At 69.3% G+C, this 18,535-nt stretch carries 20 protein-coding genes and 1 pseudogene; 6 read left to right on the forward strand and 15 right to left on the reverse strand.

Annotated features, from left to right (window positions below; translation table 11 throughout):
- Positions 1-257 precede the first annotated feature (257 nt).
- The 3 genes and pseudogenes from SH922_RS08365 to SH922_RS08375 all read right to left on the reverse strand — a co-directional run.
- Positions 258-776, reverse strand: a complete 519-nt coding sequence (locus tag SH922_RS08365; RefSeq protein WP_121711534.1) for a hypothetical protein — start codon at positions 774-776, stop codon at positions 258-260.
- 167 nt (positions 777-943) lie between these two features.
- Positions 944-1,555, reverse strand: a complete 612-nt coding sequence (locus tag SH922_RS08370) for a DNA-3-methyladenine glycosylase (protein ID WP_393056516.1) — start codon at positions 1,553-1,555, stop codon at positions 944-946.
- Between the two features lie 14 nt (positions 1,556-1,569).
- Positions 1,570-1,827 (reverse strand): annotated as a pseudogene (locus SH922_RS08375) (DNA-3-methyladenine glycosylase); the annotation flags it as partial.
- A gap of 72 nt (positions 1,828-1,899) precedes the next feature.
- Between SH922_RS08375 and SH922_RS08380 the strand changes: the two are divergent.
- The 3 genes from SH922_RS08380 (at position 1,900) to SH922_RS08390 (ending at position 3,929) form a co-directional block, all read left to right on the forward strand.
- Positions 1,900-2,682 (forward strand): sporulation protein, encoded by a 783-nt coding sequence (locus tag SH922_RS08380; protein ID WP_389063701.1) that lies wholly within the window; start codon positions 1,900-1,902, stop codon positions 2,680-2,682.
- Positions 2,683-2,736: 54 nt separating this feature from the next.
- Positions 2,737-3,276, forward strand: a complete 540-nt coding sequence (locus SH922_RS08385; RefSeq protein ID WP_393056519.1) for a YbhB/YbcL family Raf kinase inhibitor-like protein — start codon at positions 2,737-2,739, stop codon at positions 3,274-3,276.
- A 146-nt stretch (positions 3,277-3,422) separates the two neighbouring features.
- A complete protein-coding gene (locus SH922_RS08390) occupies positions 3,423-3,929 on the forward strand; it encodes an HNH endonuclease (protein WP_393056521.1) in 507 nt (168 codons plus the stop codon).
- A gap of 61 nt (positions 3,930-3,990) precedes the next feature.
- Here SH922_RS08390 and SH922_RS08395 read toward each other — a convergent pair whose 3' ends face one another.
- From SH922_RS08395 to SH922_RS08410, 4 genes are all read right to left on the reverse strand, one after another.
- Positions 3,991-4,758, reverse strand: a complete 768-nt coding sequence (locus tag SH922_RS08395) for a sulfite exporter TauE/SafE family protein (protein ID WP_393056523.1) — start codon at positions 4,756-4,758, stop codon at positions 3,991-3,993.
- 61 nt (positions 4,759-4,819) lie between these two features.
- Positions 4,820-5,758, reverse strand: coding sequence for an SPFH domain-containing protein (locus SH922_RS08400; RefSeq protein ID WP_393056525.1), 939 nt, complete (start codon positions 5,756-5,758; stop codon positions 4,820-4,822).
- Positions 5,759-5,911: 153 nt separating this feature from the next.
- Positions 5,912-6,340 carry an NfeD family protein gene (locus SH922_RS08405; protein ID WP_352124865.1) on the reverse strand — a complete coding sequence of 143 codons (429 nt, stop codon included), beginning with the start codon at positions 6,338-6,340 and terminating at the stop codon, positions 5,912-5,914.
- A 79-nt stretch (positions 6,341-6,419) separates the two neighbouring features.
- Positions 6,420-7,217: an ABC transporter ATP-binding protein gene (locus SH922_RS08410; protein WP_362557206.1), complete on the reverse strand. Its 798-nt coding sequence runs from the start codon at positions 7,215-7,217 to the stop codon at positions 6,420-6,422.
- 231 nt (positions 7,218-7,448) lie between these two features.
- On the opposite strand from SH922_RS08410, the gene SH922_RS08415 reads away from it, so the two are divergent.
- Positions 7,449-8,228: a hypothetical protein gene (locus SH922_RS08415; RefSeq protein ID WP_393056528.1), complete on the forward strand. Its 780-nt coding sequence runs from the start codon at positions 7,449-7,451 to the stop codon at positions 8,226-8,228.
- A gap of 135 nt (positions 8,229-8,363) precedes the next feature.
- Here SH922_RS08415 and SH922_RS08420 read toward each other — a convergent pair whose 3' ends face one another.
- The 3 genes from SH922_RS08420 to SH922_RS08430 form a co-directional block, all read right to left on the reverse strand.
- Positions 8,364-8,615: a chaplin family protein gene (locus SH922_RS08420; RefSeq protein WP_393056530.1), complete on the reverse strand. Its 252-nt coding sequence runs from the start codon at positions 8,613-8,615 to the stop codon at positions 8,364-8,366.
- A gap of 150 nt (positions 8,616-8,765) precedes the next feature.
- The gene (locus SH922_RS08425; protein WP_393056532.1) at positions 8,766-9,410 is read right to left on the reverse strand and encodes a response regulator; all 645 of its coding nucleotides are present in this window, start codon (positions 9,408-9,410) and stop codon (positions 8,766-8,768) included.
- On the reverse strand, positions 9,403-10,548 hold the full coding sequence (locus SH922_RS08430; RefSeq protein ID WP_393056534.1) for a GAF domain-containing sensor histidine kinase: 1,146 nt from the start codon (positions 10,546-10,548) through the stop codon (positions 9,403-9,405). The genes SH922_RS08425 and SH922_RS08430 overlap by 8 nt, the downstream gene beginning before the upstream one ends.
- Positions 10,549-11,030: 482 nt before the next feature.
- Between SH922_RS08430 and SH922_RS08435 the strand changes: the two genes are divergently transcribed.
- On the forward strand, positions 11,031-11,798 hold the full coding sequence (locus SH922_RS08435) for a transglycosylase SLT domain-containing protein (protein ID WP_393056537.1): 768 nt from the start codon (positions 11,031-11,033) through the stop codon (positions 11,796-11,798).
- Between the two features lie 80 nt (positions 11,799-11,878).
- Here SH922_RS08435 and SH922_RS08440 read toward each other — a convergent pair whose 3' ends face one another.
- A complete protein-coding gene (locus SH922_RS08440; RefSeq protein WP_393056539.1) occupies positions 11,879-14,443 on the reverse strand; it encodes an FHA domain-containing protein in 2,565 nt (854 codons plus the stop codon).
- 283 nt (positions 14,444-14,726) lie between these two features.
- On the opposite strand from SH922_RS08440, the gene serB reads away from it, so the two are divergent.
- Positions 14,727-15,983 carry a phosphoserine phosphatase SerB gene (gene serB, locus SH922_RS08445; protein ID WP_393056541.1) on the forward strand — a complete coding sequence of 419 codons (1,257 nt, stop codon included), beginning with the start codon at positions 14,727-14,729 and terminating at the stop codon, positions 15,981-15,983.
- Positions 15,984-16,065: 82 nt separating this feature from the next.
- Here the strand turns inward: serB and SH922_RS08450 are convergent, their stop codons facing one another.
- The 4 genes from SH922_RS08450 to SH922_RS08465 form a co-directional block, all read right to left on the reverse strand.
- Positions 16,066-16,584, reverse strand: a complete 519-nt coding sequence (locus tag SH922_RS08450) for a SixA phosphatase family protein (RefSeq protein WP_393056544.1) — start codon at positions 16,582-16,584, stop codon at positions 16,066-16,068.
- 73 nt (positions 16,585-16,657) lie between these two features.
- The gene (locus SH922_RS08455) at positions 16,658-16,864 is read right to left on the reverse strand and encodes a hypothetical protein (RefSeq protein WP_350999473.1); all 207 of its coding nucleotides are present in this window, start codon (positions 16,862-16,864) and stop codon (positions 16,658-16,660) included.
- A 149-nt stretch (positions 16,865-17,013) separates the two neighbouring features.
- A complete protein-coding gene (locus tag SH922_RS08460) occupies positions 17,014-17,124 on the reverse strand; it encodes an SGM_5486 family transporter-associated protein (protein ID WP_326740547.1) in 111 nt (36 codons plus the stop codon).
- 26 nt (positions 17,125-17,150) lie between these two features.
- On the reverse strand, positions 17,151-18,437 hold the full coding sequence (locus SH922_RS08465; protein ID WP_393056546.1) for a CynX/NimT family MFS transporter: 1,287 nt from the start codon (positions 18,435-18,437) through the stop codon (positions 17,151-17,153).
- Positions 18,438-18,535 lie beyond the last annotated feature (98 nt).

Raw genomic sequence — 18,535 nt, forward strand, 5'->3', positions numbered from 1 at the left:
GCCGGTGACCCCCGCCGGATGGCGGGACATGTACCTCCCTTTCGTTGCGGGGGTGGACCGTGCACGGATGGCGCGATCTCTTCACAGGTGAACGCTCAAGCCCTTCGGGTCTGAACTCGGTCTCGTGCGGTCGGGAGCGACGGCGGCGACCTGGCCGAGGGATCTTATACGAGAGAGGGAGGACCGTTCAGGGAGCCCTCCCGTGTGGTGCTGCTCTGTTCAGCCGGAGCCTGCTTCCAGAGCGACCCGGTCAGTAGCTAGCGACCCACTGTGCTCCAGTCGGCGGGGGCAGGCGGCACCGTACGGCCTGCGGCGTGTTCGCCGAGGCGCCGGGTCAGTTCCGGCAGATCGTAGGCAGGGAAGCTGACCTGTAGGAGGCGCAGGCCGAAGTCCGACGGCTGGTCCCCCTGAAACATCGCCGCGTCCATCGGCTTGATCTTCACGTCCCAGGCGTCGGGGGCGGCCCAGTGGGTCATCCGCACGTAGAACGCGTCTCGCGGTCCGGCATTTGCGACGGCTGAAAGGAAGGCGAGTCCGCTGTCCACCGGGAAGTCGATAAGCATCCAACCGCGGCGGGACTCCACCCACTCCGCCATGTGCGGCAACTTCACCGGCCAATCCGCGTTGCTCTCGGCCAGGTCCTGGCAACAGGTGAACGTGTCGATGCCACACTCCCAGATCGCCTGGATAGCTGGTGCGAGCTGCTCGTCGATCTGGGCCTGGAGGTTGCCGACCCGGACGAGAACGGTGGGATGCGTTCCTTCGTAAGACGTCATCGCAGGAGCATAGGAGCGGAGTACGACATCAGACCCGGCGGGCCCCCGCCAGCAGTCACTCGACCGGCCAGGGATGCGTCACGGGCCGCGCTCGCGGACGATCACGCATCGCCTGACCCAACTCCGCACCGACTCACCGGCGGGCCGTCAGCAAGGCGCACAGCGAGTCAGGCTCCTGTGGTCGGTTTGGCTCGCGGGCTCAGTCGGTACGCCGAGACCGTTGGATCACCGGCGAGGTAGAACCGGTGTTGCCAGTCGTGGGCCTTGCTCACGCCTACCCGAGGACCAACCTGGATGAGCGCGGCAGGTACTGGCTCACCCTCGGACAACACGACCGAGGTACCTGTCAGGAGGTCTGCGCCGTTGTGCTCTGCCGTGATGCCGAGTGCCTGGCAGAAGTTCCCCGGGCCTCGGGCCAGACGTGAGCTCTCGACCCTCTCGCCTCGCCGCTGGCGTGCCAGGTCTTCCCCCTCGATGACCCTGCCTGCGCGGATGAGGACACCCGAGGCGATGCCATCCGTCCCTGTGACGACGTTGGCGCACCAGTGGAGACCGTGGGACCGGTAGACGTACAGGTGGCCTGCGGGTCCGAACATGACCGCGTTACGGGGTGTCCGGCCGCGGTAGGCGTGGGAAGCCGGGTCGGCCGCGCCGGAGTACGCCTCGGTCTCCGTGATGGCGATGCTCACGGTGCCCTCTGGGGTCTTGCAGGTGAGTACACTCCCGAGCAGCTTGGGGGCGACTTCTTCGGCAGGGTGGGCGAGGAGATCGACATTCATGCTGACTGCCTTGACATGCCGTAGGTGAAGTAGACGTACGCGTGGCCGGGTGGCCCGTACATCACGCTGTTGCGCGGGGTCCGGCCGCGGAAGGCGTGGGAGCCGGGGTCGATCTCGCCCGCGTACGCCTCCACCTCGGTGAGGCGCAGTTCGATGGGGCCGTCGGGCGTGCTTCGAACCAGGGTGCGGCCCAGGAGGTCCGGAGCCACCTCCAGCACGGGGCGGTCGAAGAACTCCCGCGTCAGCGGCGTACGGTCCGGTCCAGCGATCATGCCGTCCGACGTTACCGGGAACCGACTACGGTCATGGCGCGTATGTAGGGGTCAGGACCTAGGAGGAAAAACATGGGCTTCAAGCGGCTGCTCGCGAGCATGGGTGCCGGTGGCGCCTCGGTGGAGACGGAGCTGACCGAGCTCAACGTCGTACCGGGTGGGGTCGTTCAGGGCGAGGTGCGGATCCAGGGCGGGTCCGTGGACCAGCAGATCGAGGGGCTCTCCGTCGGTCTGCAGGCCCGGGTCGAGGTCGAGGGCCAGGACCAGGAGACCAAGCAGGACATCGAGTTCACCAAGCTGCGGCTGGGCGGCGCGTTCGAGGTGCGGGCGGGAGCGGTGCACGTCGTGCCGTTCGGGCTCGAGATCCCGTGGGAGACGCCGATCACGATGTTCGCGGGCCAGCACCTGCACGGCATGAACATCGGGGTGACCACGGAGCTGGAGATCGCGCGGGCGCTGGACTCGGGCGACCTGGACCCCATCAACGTGCACCCGCTGCCGGCGCAGCAGGCCATCCTGGACGCCTTCGGGCAGCTCGGCTTCGGTTTCCGGAGCGCGGACATGGAGCGCGGGCACATCCGCGGCACCCGTCAGCGGCTGCCGTTCTACCAGGAGATCGAGTTCTTCCCGCCGTCGCAGTACCGGGGGCTGAACCAGGTCGAGCTGACGTTCGTCGCGGACGACCGCGAGATGGACGTCGTCCTGGAGATGGACAAGAAGCCGGGGCTCTTCAGTGAGGGCAGCGACTCCTACCGTGCGTTCAAGGTGGGTCTGAACGACTTCCAGGGGACCGACTGGACGGCATACCTGAATCAGTGGCTGGCGCAGGTCGGCGGGCAGCGCAACTGGCTCTAGGGTCGGGGGGAAGGAGACCTTCCGAAAGCTGAACCGATCAGGAGAGGTGGCGACGTGACCGAGCCGAAGAGGGCCCCGCTTCCGCATGACTTCCATCCCGAGGTCCCTTCGTTCACCGTGGTGAGCGAGGACCTGGCCCCGGGGGCCGTGCTTGCGGACGCACAGGTCTACGCGGCGGGGAACACTTCACCGCAGCTGCGGTGGGAGGGGTTCCCGGCGGGGACGAAGAGTTTCGCCGTGACGTGCTTCGACCCGGACGCCCCCACGGGCAGCGGGTTCTGGCACTGGGTGGTCTTCGACATCCCGGCGTCCTTCACGGAACTGGTGTCGGGTGCGGGCAGCGGGAAGTTCGAAGGGCTGCCCGCGGGCGCCGTGCAGGTTCGCAACGACTACGGGGCGAAGGAGTTCGGCGGCGCCGCCCCGCCGGCCGGAGAGAACCATCGTTATGTCTTCACCGTGTACGCGGTGGACAGCGAGAAGCTCGGTCCCGACAGTGACGCGTCTCCCGCAGCGGTCGGTTTCAACCTGCGGTTCCACACGCTGGGCCGTGCCCAGCTGATCGGTGAGTACGCGGAGTCCGCCGAGAGCGAGTGAAGCAAAAGGTTCCACCGCTGTTTGCCCTGCCCTGGTCTTGGAGAGATCAGGGCAGGGCATTTTTATTGCGTTGTCCATCACGGCCTGCCCGGCCAGAGTTGATCCGGGCCCGCCAGGGGGCGGGCGGCACACGGGAGGTGGGCGAAATGCGGGACACGCTGGTGCTGAACGCGAGCTTCGAGCCGCTGTCGACGGTGACCCTGAACCGTGCGGTGGTGCTGATCCTTCAGGACAAGGCCGTCGTCGAGCAGTCGCATCCCGATCTCCGTATGCGCGGTGCCGCCGTGGACATTCCGGTACCCCGGGTGATCAGGCTCTGCCGGTATGTACGGGTGCCGTTCCGAAGACAGGCGCCGTGGTCCAGAAGGGGTGTGCTGATCCGGGACCAGCACCGGTGCGCGTACTGCGGGCGACGGGCGAGCACCGTCGACCACGTGGTGCCGCGGGCCCAGGGGGGTCAGGACACCTGGCTCAACACGGTGGCCTCGTGCGCCGAGGACAACCACCGCAAGGCGGCGCGTACGCCGGAGCAGGCGGGGATGCCGCTGCTGAGGCAGCCGTTCGTCCCGTCGCCGGCTGACGCGATGCTGCTGGCGCTGGGGGCCGGTGACAGGTCGGCCCTGCCTCAGTGGCTGGCGCACTCCGCGGCGTAGGCGCCGTACGCCGGGTGACGTAGGGGAAGCCCGCCTTCGTGAGGAGGCGGGCTTCGCCGTGTCAGCGCAGGACCAGCTGGACGATGGCGACCGTCCCGACGGTGACGATGAGGGCACGCAGGAACGTGGGGCTGAGCCGGCGGCCGATCTTGGCGCCGATCTGGCCGCCCAGTGTGGAGCCGATGGCGATCAGGACGACGGCCGTCCAGTCGAAGTCCGCGACGAAGAGGAAGAAGAGCGCGGCGATGCTGTTCACGACGGCGGCCAGGACGTTCTTCACCGCGTTGAGGCGCTGCATGGTGTCGTCGAGCAGCATGCCCATCAGGGAGAGGTAGATGATCCCCTGGGCGGCGGTGAAGTAGCCGCCGTAGACGCTGGCCAGCATCAGGCCGACGAAGAGCAGCGGGCCGCCGTCGGGGCGGGCGGTGGCGCCGGTGCTCTCGCGCCGCCGCTGGACCGCTTTGCTGATGCGTGGTTGCAGGATGACCAGGACGAGGGCCAGGGTGACCAGGACCGGCACGATGGTCTCGAAGGCCGTGGAGGGCAGCGCCAGCAGGAGGGTCGCGCCGGTGAGGCCGCCGATCATGGCGCCGACGGCGAGCTTGAGTACGCGTCGGCGCTGTCCTTCGAGTTCCTTGCGGTAGCCGATCGCGCCGCTGATGGAGCCGGGGATCAGGCCGAGTGCGTTGGAGACCGTCGCGGTGACCGGGGGCAGGCCCGTGGCGAGCAGGACCGGGAAGGTGATCAGCGTTCCCGAGCCGACGATCGTGTTGATCGTGCCCGCACTGATGCCCGCGGCGAAGACAGCGAGCATCTCCCAGATGGTCATCCCGAATCCCCCGTGCATGATCGGTGTTTGCTGCACTGATCATGCACGAGAGGTGTACACGTCAGTCGACCGGGGGTTCCTCGCGGCGTTCGTTGCCGGTGTTACCCGTGTTGAAGCCGGGCATGCCGGTTCCGAGGTTCCCGAAGGCGCCGCTGAGGCCCTTGAGGGCGTCGCCGATCTCGCTGGGCACGATCCAGAGCTTGTTGGCGTCACCCTCGGCGATCTTCGGGAGCATCTGGAGGTACTGGTAGGAGAGGAGCTTCTGGTCCGGGTCGCCGGCGTGGATCGCCTCGAAGACCGTACGGACGGCCTGGGCCTCGCCCTCCGCGCGCAGGGCGGCCGCCTTGGCCTCACCCTCGGCGCGCAGGATCGCGGACTGCTTCTCGCCCTCCGCGGTGAGGATCGCCGACTGGCGCGTGCCTTCTGCCTGGAGGATCGCGGCGCGCTTGTCACGGTCGGCGCGCATCTGCTTCTCCATCGAGTCCTGGATGGAGGTGGGCGGCTCGATCGCCTTCAGCTCGACGCGGTTGACGCGGATGCCCCATTTGCCGGTGGCCTCGTCGAGGACTCCGCGCAGCGCGGCGTTGATCTCCTCGCGGGAGGTCAGGGTCCGCTCCAGGTCCATGCCGCCGATGATGTTGCGGAGCGTGGTGACGGTGAGCTGCTCGATGGCCTGGATGTAGCTGGCGACCTCGTACGTCGCCGCCCTGGCGTCGGTCACCTGGTAGTAGATGACCGTGTCGATGTTCACGACCAGGTTGTCCTGGGTGATCACCGGCTGCGGAGGGAAGGGCACGACCTGTTCCCGGAGGTCGATCCGGTTGCGGATCGAGTCGATGAACGGGACGACGATGTTCAGGCCTGCGTTGAGGGTGCGGGTGTACCGGCCGAAACGTTCCACGATGGCGGCGCTGGCCTGGGGGATGACCTGGATCGTCTTGATCAGAGCGATGAAGACGAGCACCACCAGAATGATCAGGACGATGATGATCGGTTGCATCGTTTCCTCGTGCCCTTCGGTTGCCGACGGATCGCGATGAGCGAGGTCGAGATCGTATGGGCCGTGGGTCAGGTCGGTTGTCCTGCCGGTCCGGTTTCCATGATGATCGACATCGAGTCTCGCAGAACGGGCGCTGCTGTGGGGGCTGTTCGGTCACATGACGACGGCCGTCGCCCCGTCGATGTCGACGACATCGACCTGTTGGCCCGGTTCGAAGCTGAGTTCGGCGTCGAGGGCGCGGGCCGACCAGATCTCCCCGGCCAGCTTGATGCGGCCGCCACTGCCGTCGACCCGTTCCAGGACGACGGCCTGACGGCCCTTCAACGCGTCGATACCGGTGGCGAGTCGGGGGCGGTCCGCACGATGCCTGTTGGCGATCGGGCGGACCACGGCGATCAGTGCCACCGAGACGATGACGAAGACCAGGACCTGGGCCACGATTCCGCCGCCCAGGGCCGCGACGACCGCCGCGGCGACCGCCCCGACGGCGAACATGCCGAACTCGGGCATCGCGGTCAGGACGAGTGGGATGCCCAGTCCCACCGCGCCGATCAGCCACCACACCCACGCGTCGATGTCCACGTGGTCATCGTATGACCGTGAGTACCTCCGCGGACAGTGCGCGACCGGTCGGGTACGGCGGCGATCCGGGCAACGCCCCTCAGGCGAGCGGCAGTCCGCGGGCGGTGTAGCGGTCGCCCTGGTGCTCGACGACGAGCGGCAGACCGAAGCAGAGGGAGAGATTGCGGGAGCTGAGCTCCGTCTCCATGGGGCCGGCGGCGAGCACCTTGCCCTGGCGGATCATCAGGACGTGGGTGAATCCGGGGGCGATCTCCTCGACGTGGTGAGTCACCATGATCATGGAGGGCGCGTACGGGTCGCGGGCCAGCCGGCCGAGACGGCGGACGAGGTCCTCGCGGCCGCCGAGGTCGAGACCGGCGGCCGGCTCGTCGAGGAGCAGCAGTTCGGGGTCGGTCATCATGGCGCGCGCGATCAGAGTGCGCTTGCGCTCGCCCTCGGAGAGGGTGCCGAACTTCCGGTCGAGGTATTCGGTCATGCCGAGCCGGTCGAGGAAGGCGCGGGCGCGGTCCTCGTCGACCTTGTCGTAGTTCTCGTTCCAGGTGGCGGTCATGCCGTAGGCGGCGGTGAGCACCGTCTGCAGGACCGTCTGGCGCCTGGGCAGCTTCTCGGCCATGGCGACGCCGGCGATGCCGATGCGGGGGCGCAGGTCGAAGACGTCGGTGCCGACACCGCCGAGCTGCTCGCCGAGGACGGTGGCGCTGCCCTTGGTCGGGAAGAGGTAGCTGGACGCGATGTTGAGGAGGGTGGTCTTGCCGGCGCCGTTCGGGCCGAGGATGACCCAGCGCTCCCCCTCCTTGACCGACCAGGAGACATCGTCCACCAGAGCGCGTCCGTCGCGGACCACGGATACGTCCACCAGCTCCAGTACATCGCTCATGAGCGCGTTGTCTCCCCATGCAGTCTCGAGATCGTCGCGTGCCTGTGGGCACAGCTCCCAGGGAAAACCTACGCCACTGGGCGAGCGCTTCAGGCGCTGGGCCCGTCGTCGCGCGGTTGCCGCACCGTCCCGTCCGGCCGGGAGCCGGGTCCGGGGAGGGTGAGGACAGGGCCCGGGCCCGTTCCATGAACCGACCGCCTCCCATGTGCCGGTCGGTCTTAGGCTGTCGCCATGCTTTCGGAACCACGCTCAGGGCTGCTGGCCGCTTGGGGCAACGCGCTGCTCGCAGGACTCGTGTCGCCGGACGACGCGGCGCTCGCCATTGTCGGGGAGGACGCGGTGCACCGCGTCGAGGGGCTGCCTGGTGAGGCGGGACCGGTCGGTCTCACGCTCGCGCTGGGGCGGCTGCGGGGGCTGGGGGTGACGGGCTTCCGGGTCGCGCTGCCGGTTCCCGGGCACCCGCTGGGCCTCAGCGGTCCCGCCGAGTTCAACGCCAGGGCGCTGGAGGCGGAGGAGGCCGTGGTCACCCACGGTGCGCCGTACGGGCTGGTGCCCGAGGTGCGGGAGGCGGGGCCCGTCGGGGATCTCCACGTCAGTGTGGTGTGGCAGTGCCTGGCGGTGCGCGAGGCGCCGCCGGCGGATGTGCCGTCGCTCGGCGAGGCGGAGCGGGAGCTTGCCGAGGCGTTGCGGGATGCGACGGCTCTGTTGTCCCGACTCGATGTGGCGGGGTCGGGGCCGGTGGCCGATGCGGCGGTGGACGCGTACCGGGCGCGGGCGGAACGGGGGGGCGAGGTGCTCGCCCCGGGGTATCCGCCGCGCGCGGCCAGAGTACTGGAGCTGGCGCAGCGCGTCGGGCTGCTGGTCTCGGTGGCGTACGAGAACGGGCACGGCGGGGCGGTGAGCGCCTCGGAGATGGCGGCGCGCGGGGAGGCTCTGCGGCCGGTGGAGCGGGTGGCCCGGCGGGCGCAGGTGGCCGCGTACAACGCGTATGTGGAGGAGCGGGCGCGGTAACGGGGCGCGCCCGCGGTCCGTGATGCGGGAGCCGGGGCGTGGGCGCGTTCGAGCCGCGTGGGGGCGGACGGCGTGATGCCGCCGGCCGGTCCCACGAGGGGCCGGCCGGCGGCATCACGCCGTGGGTGCGGCGCGTCAGCCGTTCAGGCCGAAGCTGCCGAAGGCCGGGTTGAGCAGGCCGATCACGTTGACGGTGTTGCCGACCACGTTCACCGGGACCTGGACCGGGACCTGGACGACGTTGCCGCTGGCCACACCCGGGGAGTGGGCCGCGACACCGTGGGCGCCGGCACCGCTGTGACCGGTGGCGGAGGCCGCGCCGGCACCGGCGGCGATGATGCCACCGGCGATCATGGTGACGGCAGCAGCCTTCTTCAGGTTCTTCACTTCAGGATCCTCCTAGCGTCGCTGCGGCCAGCCGCCGCAGCACGCCATGAAGAACGCCCCGCACCGAAAGAGGATGCGCCGTTCGGGGTGACGTACACACGGGAGTGTGAAACCTGGGCCCGGAGGGTGACTCCCCTCTTCGGCCGTCCGTCAGCCCGCCGCCCCGTGCCGGACGGCCCAGAGGGCCGCCTGGGTGCGGTCCGACAGGTCCAGCTTCATCAGGATGTTCGAGACGTGTGTCTTGACGGTCTTCTCGGAGAGCACCAGCGCCCGTGCGATCTCCCGGTTCGACCGGCCGTCGGCGATCAGGCCCAGGACCTCCCGCTCCCGTTCGGTGAGGGTGCTCCCCCGGCCGGTCCCCGTACCCGGGTCGTCCTGGGCGAGCAGCGCACCGGCCACTTCCGGCTGGAGCAGGACATGGCCCGCGTACACCGAGCGGATGGCACCGGCCAGCGCGTCCGGGTCGACGTCCTTGTACACGTAACCGGAGGCCCCGGCGCGCAGGGCGGGGACGACGGTGCGCTGTTCGGTGAAGCTGGTGACGATCAGGACCTTGGCCGGGTTCTCCAGCTCGCGCAGCCTGCGCAGGGCCTCTATGCCGTCGGTGCCCGGCATCTTGATGTCCATCAGCACCACGTCGGGGCGGAGCTCCTCCGTCCTGGCCACGCCTTCGGCACCGTCGGACGCCTCGCCGACGACCTCTATGTCGTCCTGGATCTCCAGGAACGTACGCAGACCGCGGCGGACCACCTGGTGGTCGTCGACCAGCAGCACCCTGATGAGCTTGTCAGCCACCGGGCACCTCCATCTCGATCGTGGTGCCCTTGCCGGGCGCCGATTCAACGGTGAGCCTGCCGCCGACGCCGCTCGCCCGGTCCCGCATCGAGACGAGGCCCAGGTGCCGCCCCGCCTGACGGGTGGCCGCCGGTTCGAAGCCGCGGCCGTCGTCCGTGACCCGCAGCACCGTGCCGCCGTCGCGACGGGTGAGGGTGACGTCTACGTGCCCGGCCTCCGAGTGCCGCAGCGCGTTGTGCAGGGCCTCCTGGGAGACCCTGAGCAGCGCCTCCTCCTGGGCGGCGGGCAGGGCCCGTACACCGACGCTCGCGAAGGTGACCCGGGCCGTGTGTGCGCGGTCCAGGACCTGGATCTGGGTACGGAGGGTGGCGATGAGGCCGTCCTCGTCGAGTGCGGCGGGGCGTAGTTCGATGACGGCGGCGCGCAGCTCGTCGACGGCCTCCGCGGCCAGGGCGGCGACCTGCTGGAGCTCTCCCTTGGCACGGGCCGGGTCGCGGTCGACGAGGGCAGCGGCGGCCTGGGCGGTGAGCCGAAGGGAGAAGAGCTTCTGACTGACGGCGTCGTGCAGCTCGTGCGCGAGCCGGGAGCGCTCCTCTGCGATGGTGAGCTCACGGCTGCGTTCGTAGAGCCGGGCGTTGGTGAGGGCGATCGCCGCGTGCTGGGCGAGGGTCGACAGCAGTTCCTCGTCCTCGGCGGTGAAGCCGCAGCTGCCCTCGGGCTTCGGGCAGCGCTTGTTGGCCAGGAAGAGGGCGCCGATGATGTCGTCGCCGTCCCTGATCGGCAGCCCGAGGAAGTCGGACATGTCGGGGTGAGCGGCGGGCCAGCCCTCGAAGCGCGGGTCCTTGCGGACGTCGGCCAGGCGCTCGGGCTTCGCCTCGTGGAGCATCGCGGCGAGGATGCCGTGCTGCCGCGGAAGCGGGCCGATGGCCTTCCACTGCTCGTCGCTGACACCGTCGACGACGAACTGGGCGAAGCCGCCGTGGTCGTCGGGGACCCCGAGGGCCGCGTACTCGGCGTCCAGCAGTTCGCGGGCCGACGCGACGATCGTCTTCAGGACGTCCCGCATCTCGAGGTGCCGGCTCATGGCGAGCAGCGCGGCACTCACCGCTGCGAGGCCCGACGGTGGGCGATGGCTCATGGCCTCACGGTACCGGCGCCCCGCTCGACCCGTATCCGCCTCTGGACGGCCTCCGCTTAGGGCGCAGGCCCTAGGTCCTCTCGTTCGGATCATGCCGGGCTCGCGGGGTCCGGCACGTACATCTGCCGCGTTGTCTTCGGTCGCCGATGCTCCGAAGGCTCACCACAAACCGGATCCTCACGCTCCGCATTGCTGAAGCAACGAATGGTGAGTTTGTTACCGGCCCGATGTGAGGCCGCGCATAGGACCCACGTCACTTACGAAGTCACCTAGTTGAGGCATAAGGGCGATTTGGGGGGGCATGGGTGCGGATCGGCGGGCCCCAACGACGCCGTGTTCCACTATCCGGCTTCGTACGTCACACCTTTGCCACAGCATTTTGCCGCCGCTAACAATTGCAATCGTCCCCGACGGAGATGCGACGCCGCCTCCCGTCTTCGTCCTCCGTGAGGACCCTCCGCGATTCGAAGAGGTACGCCTGTATGTCCGCGTCCAGCATTCCCGGCCGTCTCCGTAGCCTGAACAAGACCCAGAAGCTCTCCGTCGCCGGCATCTCCGCCGTCGCCGCCGCTGCCCTCTCCTTGTCCCTGGTACCCGGTAACGCCGAGGCCGAGACCGAGCCTCAGGCACTCTCCGCCGCTCCCGTCGCCTTCACGTCCGCCGCCGGCGCCCCGCAGGCCAAGACCATCCAGGCCAGCATCATCGAGCAGCACTCCACCGCCGAGCAGCTGATCAAGGCCGCCGACACCGCGCGGGCCAAGCAGGCCGCCGCCGTGAAGGAGAAGGTCGAGGCCGTCGCCAAGGCGAACGCCAAGAAGGCGAAGGCCAAGGCCCACGCGAAGGCCGTCGCGAAGTGGAAGGCCAAGACGGCCGCCGCCAAGCGCAGCTCGCACGCCGCCAGCCGCTCCGAGGCCCGTACCCCCGTGTACGCGAACAACCTGGACGGCTGGATCAAGGAGTCCCTGGCCATCATGAAGTCCAAGGGCATCCCGGGCACCTACGACGGGCTGCACCGCAACATCATCCGTGAGTCCAGCGGCAACCCGAACGCCATCAACGACTGGGACATCAACGCGATCAACGGCGTCCCGTCGATCGGTCTGCTCCAGATCATCAAGCCGACGTTCGACGCCTACCACGTGGGCGGCACCCCCCACACCCAGTACGACCCGGTCGCCAACATCACCGCGTCGGCCAACTACGCCGCCGACAAGTACGGCTCGATCGACAACGTCAACAGCGCGTACTGATCCGTTCCGGACCATGCCGAAGGGCGGCACCCCCGTGGGGTGCCGCCCTTCGGCGTCGTGCTGTGCGCAGGGGCGCCCTGCTACTTGCGCATGACCTCGGGCTCGTGGCGGCGCAGCAGCCGTGCGACCGCGAATCCGCAGATGATGCCGAGGACCAGCAGCACCGAGATGTTCATGCCCCACTGGCCGGCCGTGTGCTCCCACAGCGGGTCCAGGTCCGTGGGGTTCTTCTGGTCCCACGGCGGCATCAGGTGGGCGAGGTCGAGCGTGGAGCCCGCGCCGGCGATGGCCCAGCGGGACGGCATCAGCCAGGCGAACTGCTCCAGGCCGGGCGATCCGTACACCTGGAAGAGGATGCCGGTGAAGACGACCTGGACGATGGCGAACATGACCAGCAGCGGCATGGTCTTCTCGGAGGTCTTCACCAGCGAGGAGATGACCAGCCCGAACATCATGGAGGTGAAGCCGAGCGCGATGACCGTCACGCAGAGCTCCACGGCCGGCGGCATGATCAGGCCCTCCGCCGGCAGATCGCGGGTGGCGAAGCCGATGCCGCAGATGATGACGCCCTGGACGGCTGTGATCACACCGAGCACGATCACCTTGGACATCAGGTAGGCCGAGCGGGAGAGGCCGGTGGCCCGTTCCCGTTCGTAGATGACGCGTTCCTTGATCAGTTCTCGTACGGAGTTGGCCGCGGCGGAGAAGGTCATCCCGATCACCAGGATCAGCATGATCGTGCCGGCGTCGCCGTTGAACCGGGACGGCGGCTTCGGCGGGGCGAGGCCGAAGTCCGCGGGGATGACCACGCTGACGATGCCCAGCACCGCGGGCAGGATCACCATGAGACCCATGAAGCCCTTGTCCGACGCGATCACCGACACGTAGCGGCGCATCAGCGTCCACAGCTGCGTCATCCAGCCCTGCGGCTTCGGCGGACGCATCTGCTGGTGCGGCGGCATGTGCACGGGCTGCGCGGCGACGGCGTCGATGTCGGCGGCGTACAGCTGGTAGTGCTGCGAACCGCGCCAGCGGCCCGCCCAGTCGTAGTCGCGGTAGTTCTCGAACGCGGAGAAGACGTCGGCCCAGGTGGAGTAGCCGAAGAAGTTGAGCGCCTCCTCCGGCGGACCGAAGTAGGCGACGGAGCCGCCCGGCGCCATCACCAGGAGCTTGTCGCAGATGGCCAGCTCGGCGACCGAGTGCGTGACGACGAGGACGGTGCGGCCGTCGTCGGCCAGGCCGCGGAGCAGCTGCATGACATCGCGGTCCATGCCCGGGTCGAGGCCGGAGGTCGGCTCGTCCAGGAAGATCAGCGAGGGCTTGGTCAGCAGTTCCAGGGCCACGGAGACGCGCTTTCGCTGGCCTCCGGAGAGCGAGGTGACCTTCTTGTCCTTGTGGATGTCGAGCTTGAGCTCGGCGAGGACCTCGTGGATCCGGGCCTGGCGCTCGGCCTCGGTGGTGTCCGCGGGGAAGCGGAGCTTGGCCGCGTACTTGAGGGCCCGGGTGACGGTCAGTTCCTTGTGCAGGATGTCGTCCTGCGGGACCAGACCGATGCGCTGGCGCAGCTCGGCGAACTGCTTGTACAGATTCCGGTTGTCGTAGAGGACGTCGCCCTGGTTGGCGGGCCGGTAGCCGGTGAGCGCCTTGAGCAGGGTGGACTTTCCGGAGCCGGACGGACCGATGACCCCGATCAGCGACTTCTCCGGGACACCGAACGAGACGTCCTTGAGGATCTGCTTGCCTCCGTCGACCGTCACCGTCAGGTGACGGGCGGCGAAGGAGACCTCGCCGGTGTCGACGAACTCCTCGAGCCGGTCGCCGACCAGCCGGAAGGTCGAGTGACCGACGCCGACGATGTCGTTCGCGCCGATGAGCGCGGAGCCGGACTTCGAGAGCGGCTGGCCGTTGACGTACGTGCCGTTGTGGGATCCGAGGTCGCGGATCTCGAAGCGGCCGTCGGGTGTCGCGTGGAACTCGGCGTGGTGGCGCGAGACCTGCAGGTCGGAGACGACCAGCTCGTTCTCCAGCGCACGGCCGATCCGCATCACCCGGCCGAGGGCCAGCTGGTGGAACGTGGTCGGGCTCCGGTCGCCGTACACCGGCGGCGCCCCCGCCGCGCCGCCGGGGCCGCCGTGGGGTGCCGGTGCCATGCCCTGCTGCTGCGGCACATGAGGCTGCTGCGGCTGGGCCTGAGGTGCCTGCGGCCAGGCCTGCTGCTGGGCGGGCGGCTGCTGCCCGCCCACTCCTCCCTGCTGCGGAGCCTGGTGCGGCTGCTGTGGAGCCTGGTGCGGAGCCTGCTGCGGCTGCTGGGCGCCCGCGGCGGCGCGCCCGCTGTACACATCGGCGCCGCTGAGGCTCAGCCGGGGTCCGTCGGTGGCGTTGCCCAGGTTCACGGTGGAGCCGGGCCCGATCTCCATCTGGTGGATCCGCTGGCCCTGCACATACGTGCCGTTGGTGCTGCCGTGGTCCTCGATGAACCAACTGCGCCCGCTCCAGCTGATCGTGGCGTGCCGCCACGACACCCTGGCGTCGTCGATCGTCATGTCGCCCTGCGGATCACGTCCGAGGGTGTACGGCCTGGACGGATCGAGCGTCCAGGTCCTGCCATTCAATTCCAGTACGAGTTCCGGCACTCCGCGCCCCACTAGTTGTCCCCCGAATTACCCCCGTTGCAGGGAGTCTAGGGATGCTGAACATCGTGGGGAACTATTCCAGGAGCAGTCCCCGATACGAAAGCCGGGCGGGAGGTTGACCGAACCGAGACCGCACTGTTGCGAACGACCAGGTCCGAACGATCACCCAAGGCCATGAATGGTCATGGGACATGGCAAGTCATGACGAACATGGATATTACGGTCGCCGGGTCGCTGTCCGGTCCTCGGGACGGGCCGTCGGGGCCGCACCGCGGACCGATACGGTGGAATCACCATGAGCGCATCTCAGCCCCCTCAGCCCTCCCTGTCTCCTGAGCCTCCTGAGTCACGTCGGGACGCAGACACGCCCACCCTTCTCGTGAAGATCTTCGGGAAGGACCGGCCCGGAATCACCGCCGGGCTCTTCGACACCCTCGCCGCCTACTCGGTCGATGTCGTCGACATCGAGCAGGTCGTCACCCGTGGCCGCATCGTCCTGTGCGCCCTGGTCACCGCACCGACCGCGGGCGGGACCACCGCGGGCGACCTGCGGGCCACCGTGCACAGCTGGGCGGAGTCCCTGAAGCTGCAGGCCGAGATCATCTCCGGTACGGGCGACAACCGCCCGCGCGGTGACGGCCGTTCCCATGTGACGGTGCTCGGGCACCCGCTCACCGCGGAGTCGACCGCCGCCATAGCGGCCAGGATCACCTCGACCGGCGGGAACATCGACCGGATCTTCCGCCTGGCGAAGTATCCGGTCACCGCCGTCGAGTTCGCGGTGTCCGGCACCGGAACCGAGGCGCTGCGCACCGCGCTGGCCGTCGAGGCCGCGGGGATCGGCGTCGACGTGGCCGTCGTCTCGGCCGGGCTGAGCCGCCGGGCACAGCGGCTCGTCGTGATGGACGTCGACTCGACGCTCATCCAGGACGAGGTCATCGAGCTCTTCGCGGCCCATGCCGGCTGCGAGGCGGAGGTCGCCGCGGTGACCGAACAGGCGATGCGCGGTGAGCTCGACTTCGAACAGTCGCTGCACGCGCGGGTGGCGCTGCTGGCGGGGCTGGACGTATCGGTGGTGGAGAAGGTGCGCGCCGACGTCCGGCTGACGCCGGGTGCCCGCACCCTGATCCGTACGCTGAAGCGCCTCGGCTACCAAGTGGGCGTCGTCTCGGGTGGGTTCACACAGGTGACGGACGATCTCAAGGAGCGGCTCGGGCTCGACTTCGCCTCTGCCAACACTCTGGAGGTCGTCGACGGAAAGCTCACCGGCCGGGTGACCGGGGACATCGTCGACCGGGCGGGCAAGGCCCGGCTGCTGCGCAGCTTCGCCGCGGAGGCCGGGGTCCCGCTGGCGCAGACGGTGGCGATCGGTGACGGGGCGAACGACCTGGACATGCTGAACACCGCGGGCCTCGGGGTCGCCTTCAACGCCAAGCCGGTGGTCCGCAAGGCGGCGCACACCGCGGTGAACGTGCCGTTCCTGGACACCGTGCTCTATCTGCTCGGCATCACCCGCGAGGAGGTCGAGGCCGCCGACGGCCTCGTCGAATAGGGACTCGCGGCCGGAACGTACACAGGGCCCGGGTGCGCACGCGTCGGCGTGCGCACCCGGGCCCTGTCGTGAGCCGGGGCGGTCAGTCGTTCGGAGTCCAGTACTCGACGAGCTTGCCGACGCCGTGCTCCACGCTCTTCCAGGTGCCGGGGAGCTCGACGACGGCGAACGCGGCGGTCGGGAAGCCACCGCGGCTCATCCGGGCCAGGGCGTCGCCCTCCGCCGAGCCCGCCAGGGCGTCGGCGAGGGCGTGCATGCCCGGGTTGTGGCCGATCACCAGCAGATCGCGGACGTCGTCGGGGGTCTCGTTGATCAGCGCGATCAGCTCGCCGAGCGAGGCCTCGTAGAGCCTCTCCTCGTACACGGTCCTGGGGCGCTCCGGCATCTCGTGCACGGCGAGCTTCCACGTCTCGCGCGTCCTGGCCGCGGTGGAACAGAGGGCCAGATCGAAGACGATCCCGGAATCGACGAGTTTGCGGCCTGCCACGGGGGCGTCCTTGCGGCCACGCTCCGCGAGCGGCCGCTCATGGTCGGAGTCCTGCGACCATTCCGCCTTTGCATGCCTGAGAAGGACGATCCTGCGAGGTGTATCGACGCTCATACACCTCAGCTTCGCATGAAATGTGCCACCTGGCGCAGGGTGTTGGAGGGCTCCTCGCCCCGGCTGCCGGACGTCAGGGGGTCAGCAGCTCCACGATTCGCTCGAGCAACCGGCCGACCGCGGGATCGCCCGTGGCGGCGTGCGCCTGGCCCGGTCCGGCGATCAGCAGGAGGAGCGCGCCGAAGGCCACTGCGGGCAGCGCGACGGCCCACCACGGCAGCCGGACCTCGACGCCGGCTGCGTCCGGGCGGGCGGAGCGGGTGTGCGTACGGGTCGGCATGTCCGCCTCCGTGGGTACTGGATTCCGATAGTCAGAACCTACGGATCCGGGGGCGCCGCTCCCATCCGGTGGCCCACCCACTTCACCCTGACCCTGGCCCCCTAGGGGATGGTGGGGCTATCCCCACCATCCCGCCCGGGAGCCGTACGTCACGGGGAGGCGATGGAGGCGATGATGCCGACGACGACCGTGATCAGCAGCATCGTCCCGAAGACGAGGAGCAGCTTCTTCTGACCGTTCTGGGGATTCGGGTCGAGCACAGGAGACATGCCCCCAGTCTCGCATCTCAGCATTCGTCCTCGATCGTCCGGTCCCGGCCGGCCAGGATGCCTGCCACCATCTGGGGCACCATCAGGGCCGCCATGAGCGCGATCGGCAGCCCCCAGCCGCCACTGTGCTGGTAGAGCACGCCGACCAGAAGCGGGCCGGGGATCGAGATGAGATAGCCGGTGGACTGGGCGAACGCGGACAGCCGTACCACCCCGGCACCGCTGCGGGAGCGCATGCCGATCATGGTGAGGGCGAGCGGGAAGGCGCAGTTCGAGATGCCGAGGAGCAGTGCCCAGACCCAGGCCCCGCCGGACGGGGCGAAGTAGAGGCCGGCGTAGCCCATGAGGCCGCAGGCGCCGAGGACGACGACGATCGGTCCCTGGGTCCTCATCCGGGTGGCGACCCTCGGGATGACGAAGGCGAGCGGCACGCCCATGGCCATGATGAGGGCGAGCAGGACGCCAGCCGTACCGGCGGAGACCCCGGCGTCCCGGAAGATCTGTGGCATCCACCCCATGGTGATGTAGGCGGCGGTGGCCTGGAGGCCGAAGAAGCAGGCGAGGGCCCAGGCGGTGCGGCTGCGGGTGATCCGCAGTGCGGGTGCCTCCGGCCGGCGGGCCGCGGGGTGTCCGGCGCCGCCGCTGCGGTCCCGTACCAGCGGGATCCAGGGCAGGATCGCGACGGCGGCGAGGGCGGCCCAGATGCCGAGGCCGGCCTTCCAACTGCCGCCCATCGCCTCGGTCATGGGGACGGTCACGGCTGCGGCCAGTGAGGTGCCGAGGGCGAGGGCCATGGAGTAGAGGCCCGTCATGGAGCCGACGCGGGCCGGGAACCAGCGCTTGACGATCACCGGCATCAGGACGTTGCTGACGGCGATGCCCATCAGGGCGAGCGCGCTCGCGGCGAGGAAGCCGGCGGTCCCGCCGACGAGGGGCCTGATCACCAGCCCCGCCGTGATGGCGACCATGCCCGCGCAGACGACCGCACCCGGTCCGAAGCGGCGGGCCAGGCGCGGCGCCATGATGCCGAAGACCGCGAAGCAGAGCGGCGGTACGGAGGTGAGCACCCCGGCGACGCTGCCGCTCATGTGCAGTCCGTCGCGTACCTCTTCGAGGAGGGCGCCGAGGCTGGTGATGGCGGGGCGGAGGTTGAGCGCGGCGAGCACGAGCCCGACCGTGACCAGGCGGAACACCCAGGGGGCGGGGCCGCCGGCCCCCTGCCCGGGCACCTCGGTGCGGGAGGTCGCCGGGGCGGCGGCGGGGTCCAGAGTCGGGGTCCGGGGGGAGGATTCGTCGTCACGCATGGGGCCATCATAGAATCATGGGATGATTACTTGTCCAATCCTCTGAGATGATCTGGACACCTCCACGAGGCGGCGGGGCGGCCCCCGCCCGCCGCACA

Source organism: Streptomyces sp. LN549, from assembly GCF_043203805.1.
In the GTDB taxonomy this organism is placed as follows: Bacteria; Actinomycetota; Actinomycetes; order Streptomycetales; family Streptomycetaceae; genus Streptomyces.

Coding starts and splice junctions, on each gene's coding strand:
- SH922_RS08450 (WP_393056544.1), bottom strand. CDS start 16,584: ATGAGCGTCGATACACCTCGCAGGATCGTCCTTCTCAGGCATGCAAAG.
- SH922_RS08365 (WP_121711534.1), bottom strand. CDS start 776: ATGACGTCTTACGAAGGAACGCATCCCACCGTTCTCGTCCGGGTCGGC.
- SH922_RS08465 (WP_393056546.1), bottom strand. CDS start 18,437: ATGCGTGACGACGAATCCTCCCCCCGGACCCCGACTCTGGACCCCGCC.
- serB (WP_393056541.1), top strand. CDS start 14,727: ATGAGCGCATCTCAGCCCCCTCAGCCCTCCCTGTCTCCTGAGCCTCCT.
- SH922_RS08380 (WP_389063701.1), top strand. CDS start 1,900: ATGGGCTTCAAGCGGCTGCTCGCGAGCATGGGTGCCGGTGGCGCCTCG.
- SH922_RS08410 (WP_362557206.1), bottom strand. CDS start 7,217: ATGAGCGATGTACTGGAGCTGGTGGACGTATCCGTGGTCCGCGACGGA.
- SH922_RS08415 (WP_393056528.1), top strand. CDS start 7,449: ATGCTTTCGGAACCACGCTCAGGGCTGCTGGCCGCTTGGGGCAACGCG.
- SH922_RS08395 (WP_393056523.1), bottom strand. CDS start 4,758: ATGACCATCTGGGAGATGCTCGCTGTCTTCGCCGCGGGCATCAGTGCG.
- SH922_RS08400 (WP_393056525.1), bottom strand. CDS start 5,758: ATGCAACCGATCATCATCGTCCTGATCATTCTGGTGGTGCTCGTCTTC.
- SH922_RS08455 (WP_350999473.1), bottom strand. CDS start 16,864: ATGCCGACCCGTACGCACACCCGCTCCGCCCGCCCGGACGCAGCCGGC.
- SH922_RS08370 (WP_393056516.1), bottom strand. CDS start 1,555: ATGAATGTCGATCTCCTCGCCCACCCTGCCGAAGAAGTCGCCCCCAAG.
- SH922_RS08430 (WP_393056534.1), bottom strand. CDS start 10,548: ATGAGCCATCGCCCACCGTCGGGCCTCGCAGCGGTGAGTGCCGCGCTG.
- SH922_RS08390 (WP_393056521.1), top strand. CDS start 3,423: ATGCGGGACACGCTGGTGCTGAACGCGAGCTTCGAGCCGCTGTCGACG.
- SH922_RS08435 (WP_393056537.1), top strand. CDS start 11,031: ATGTCCGCGTCCAGCATTCCCGGCCGTCTCCGTAGCCTGAACAAGACC.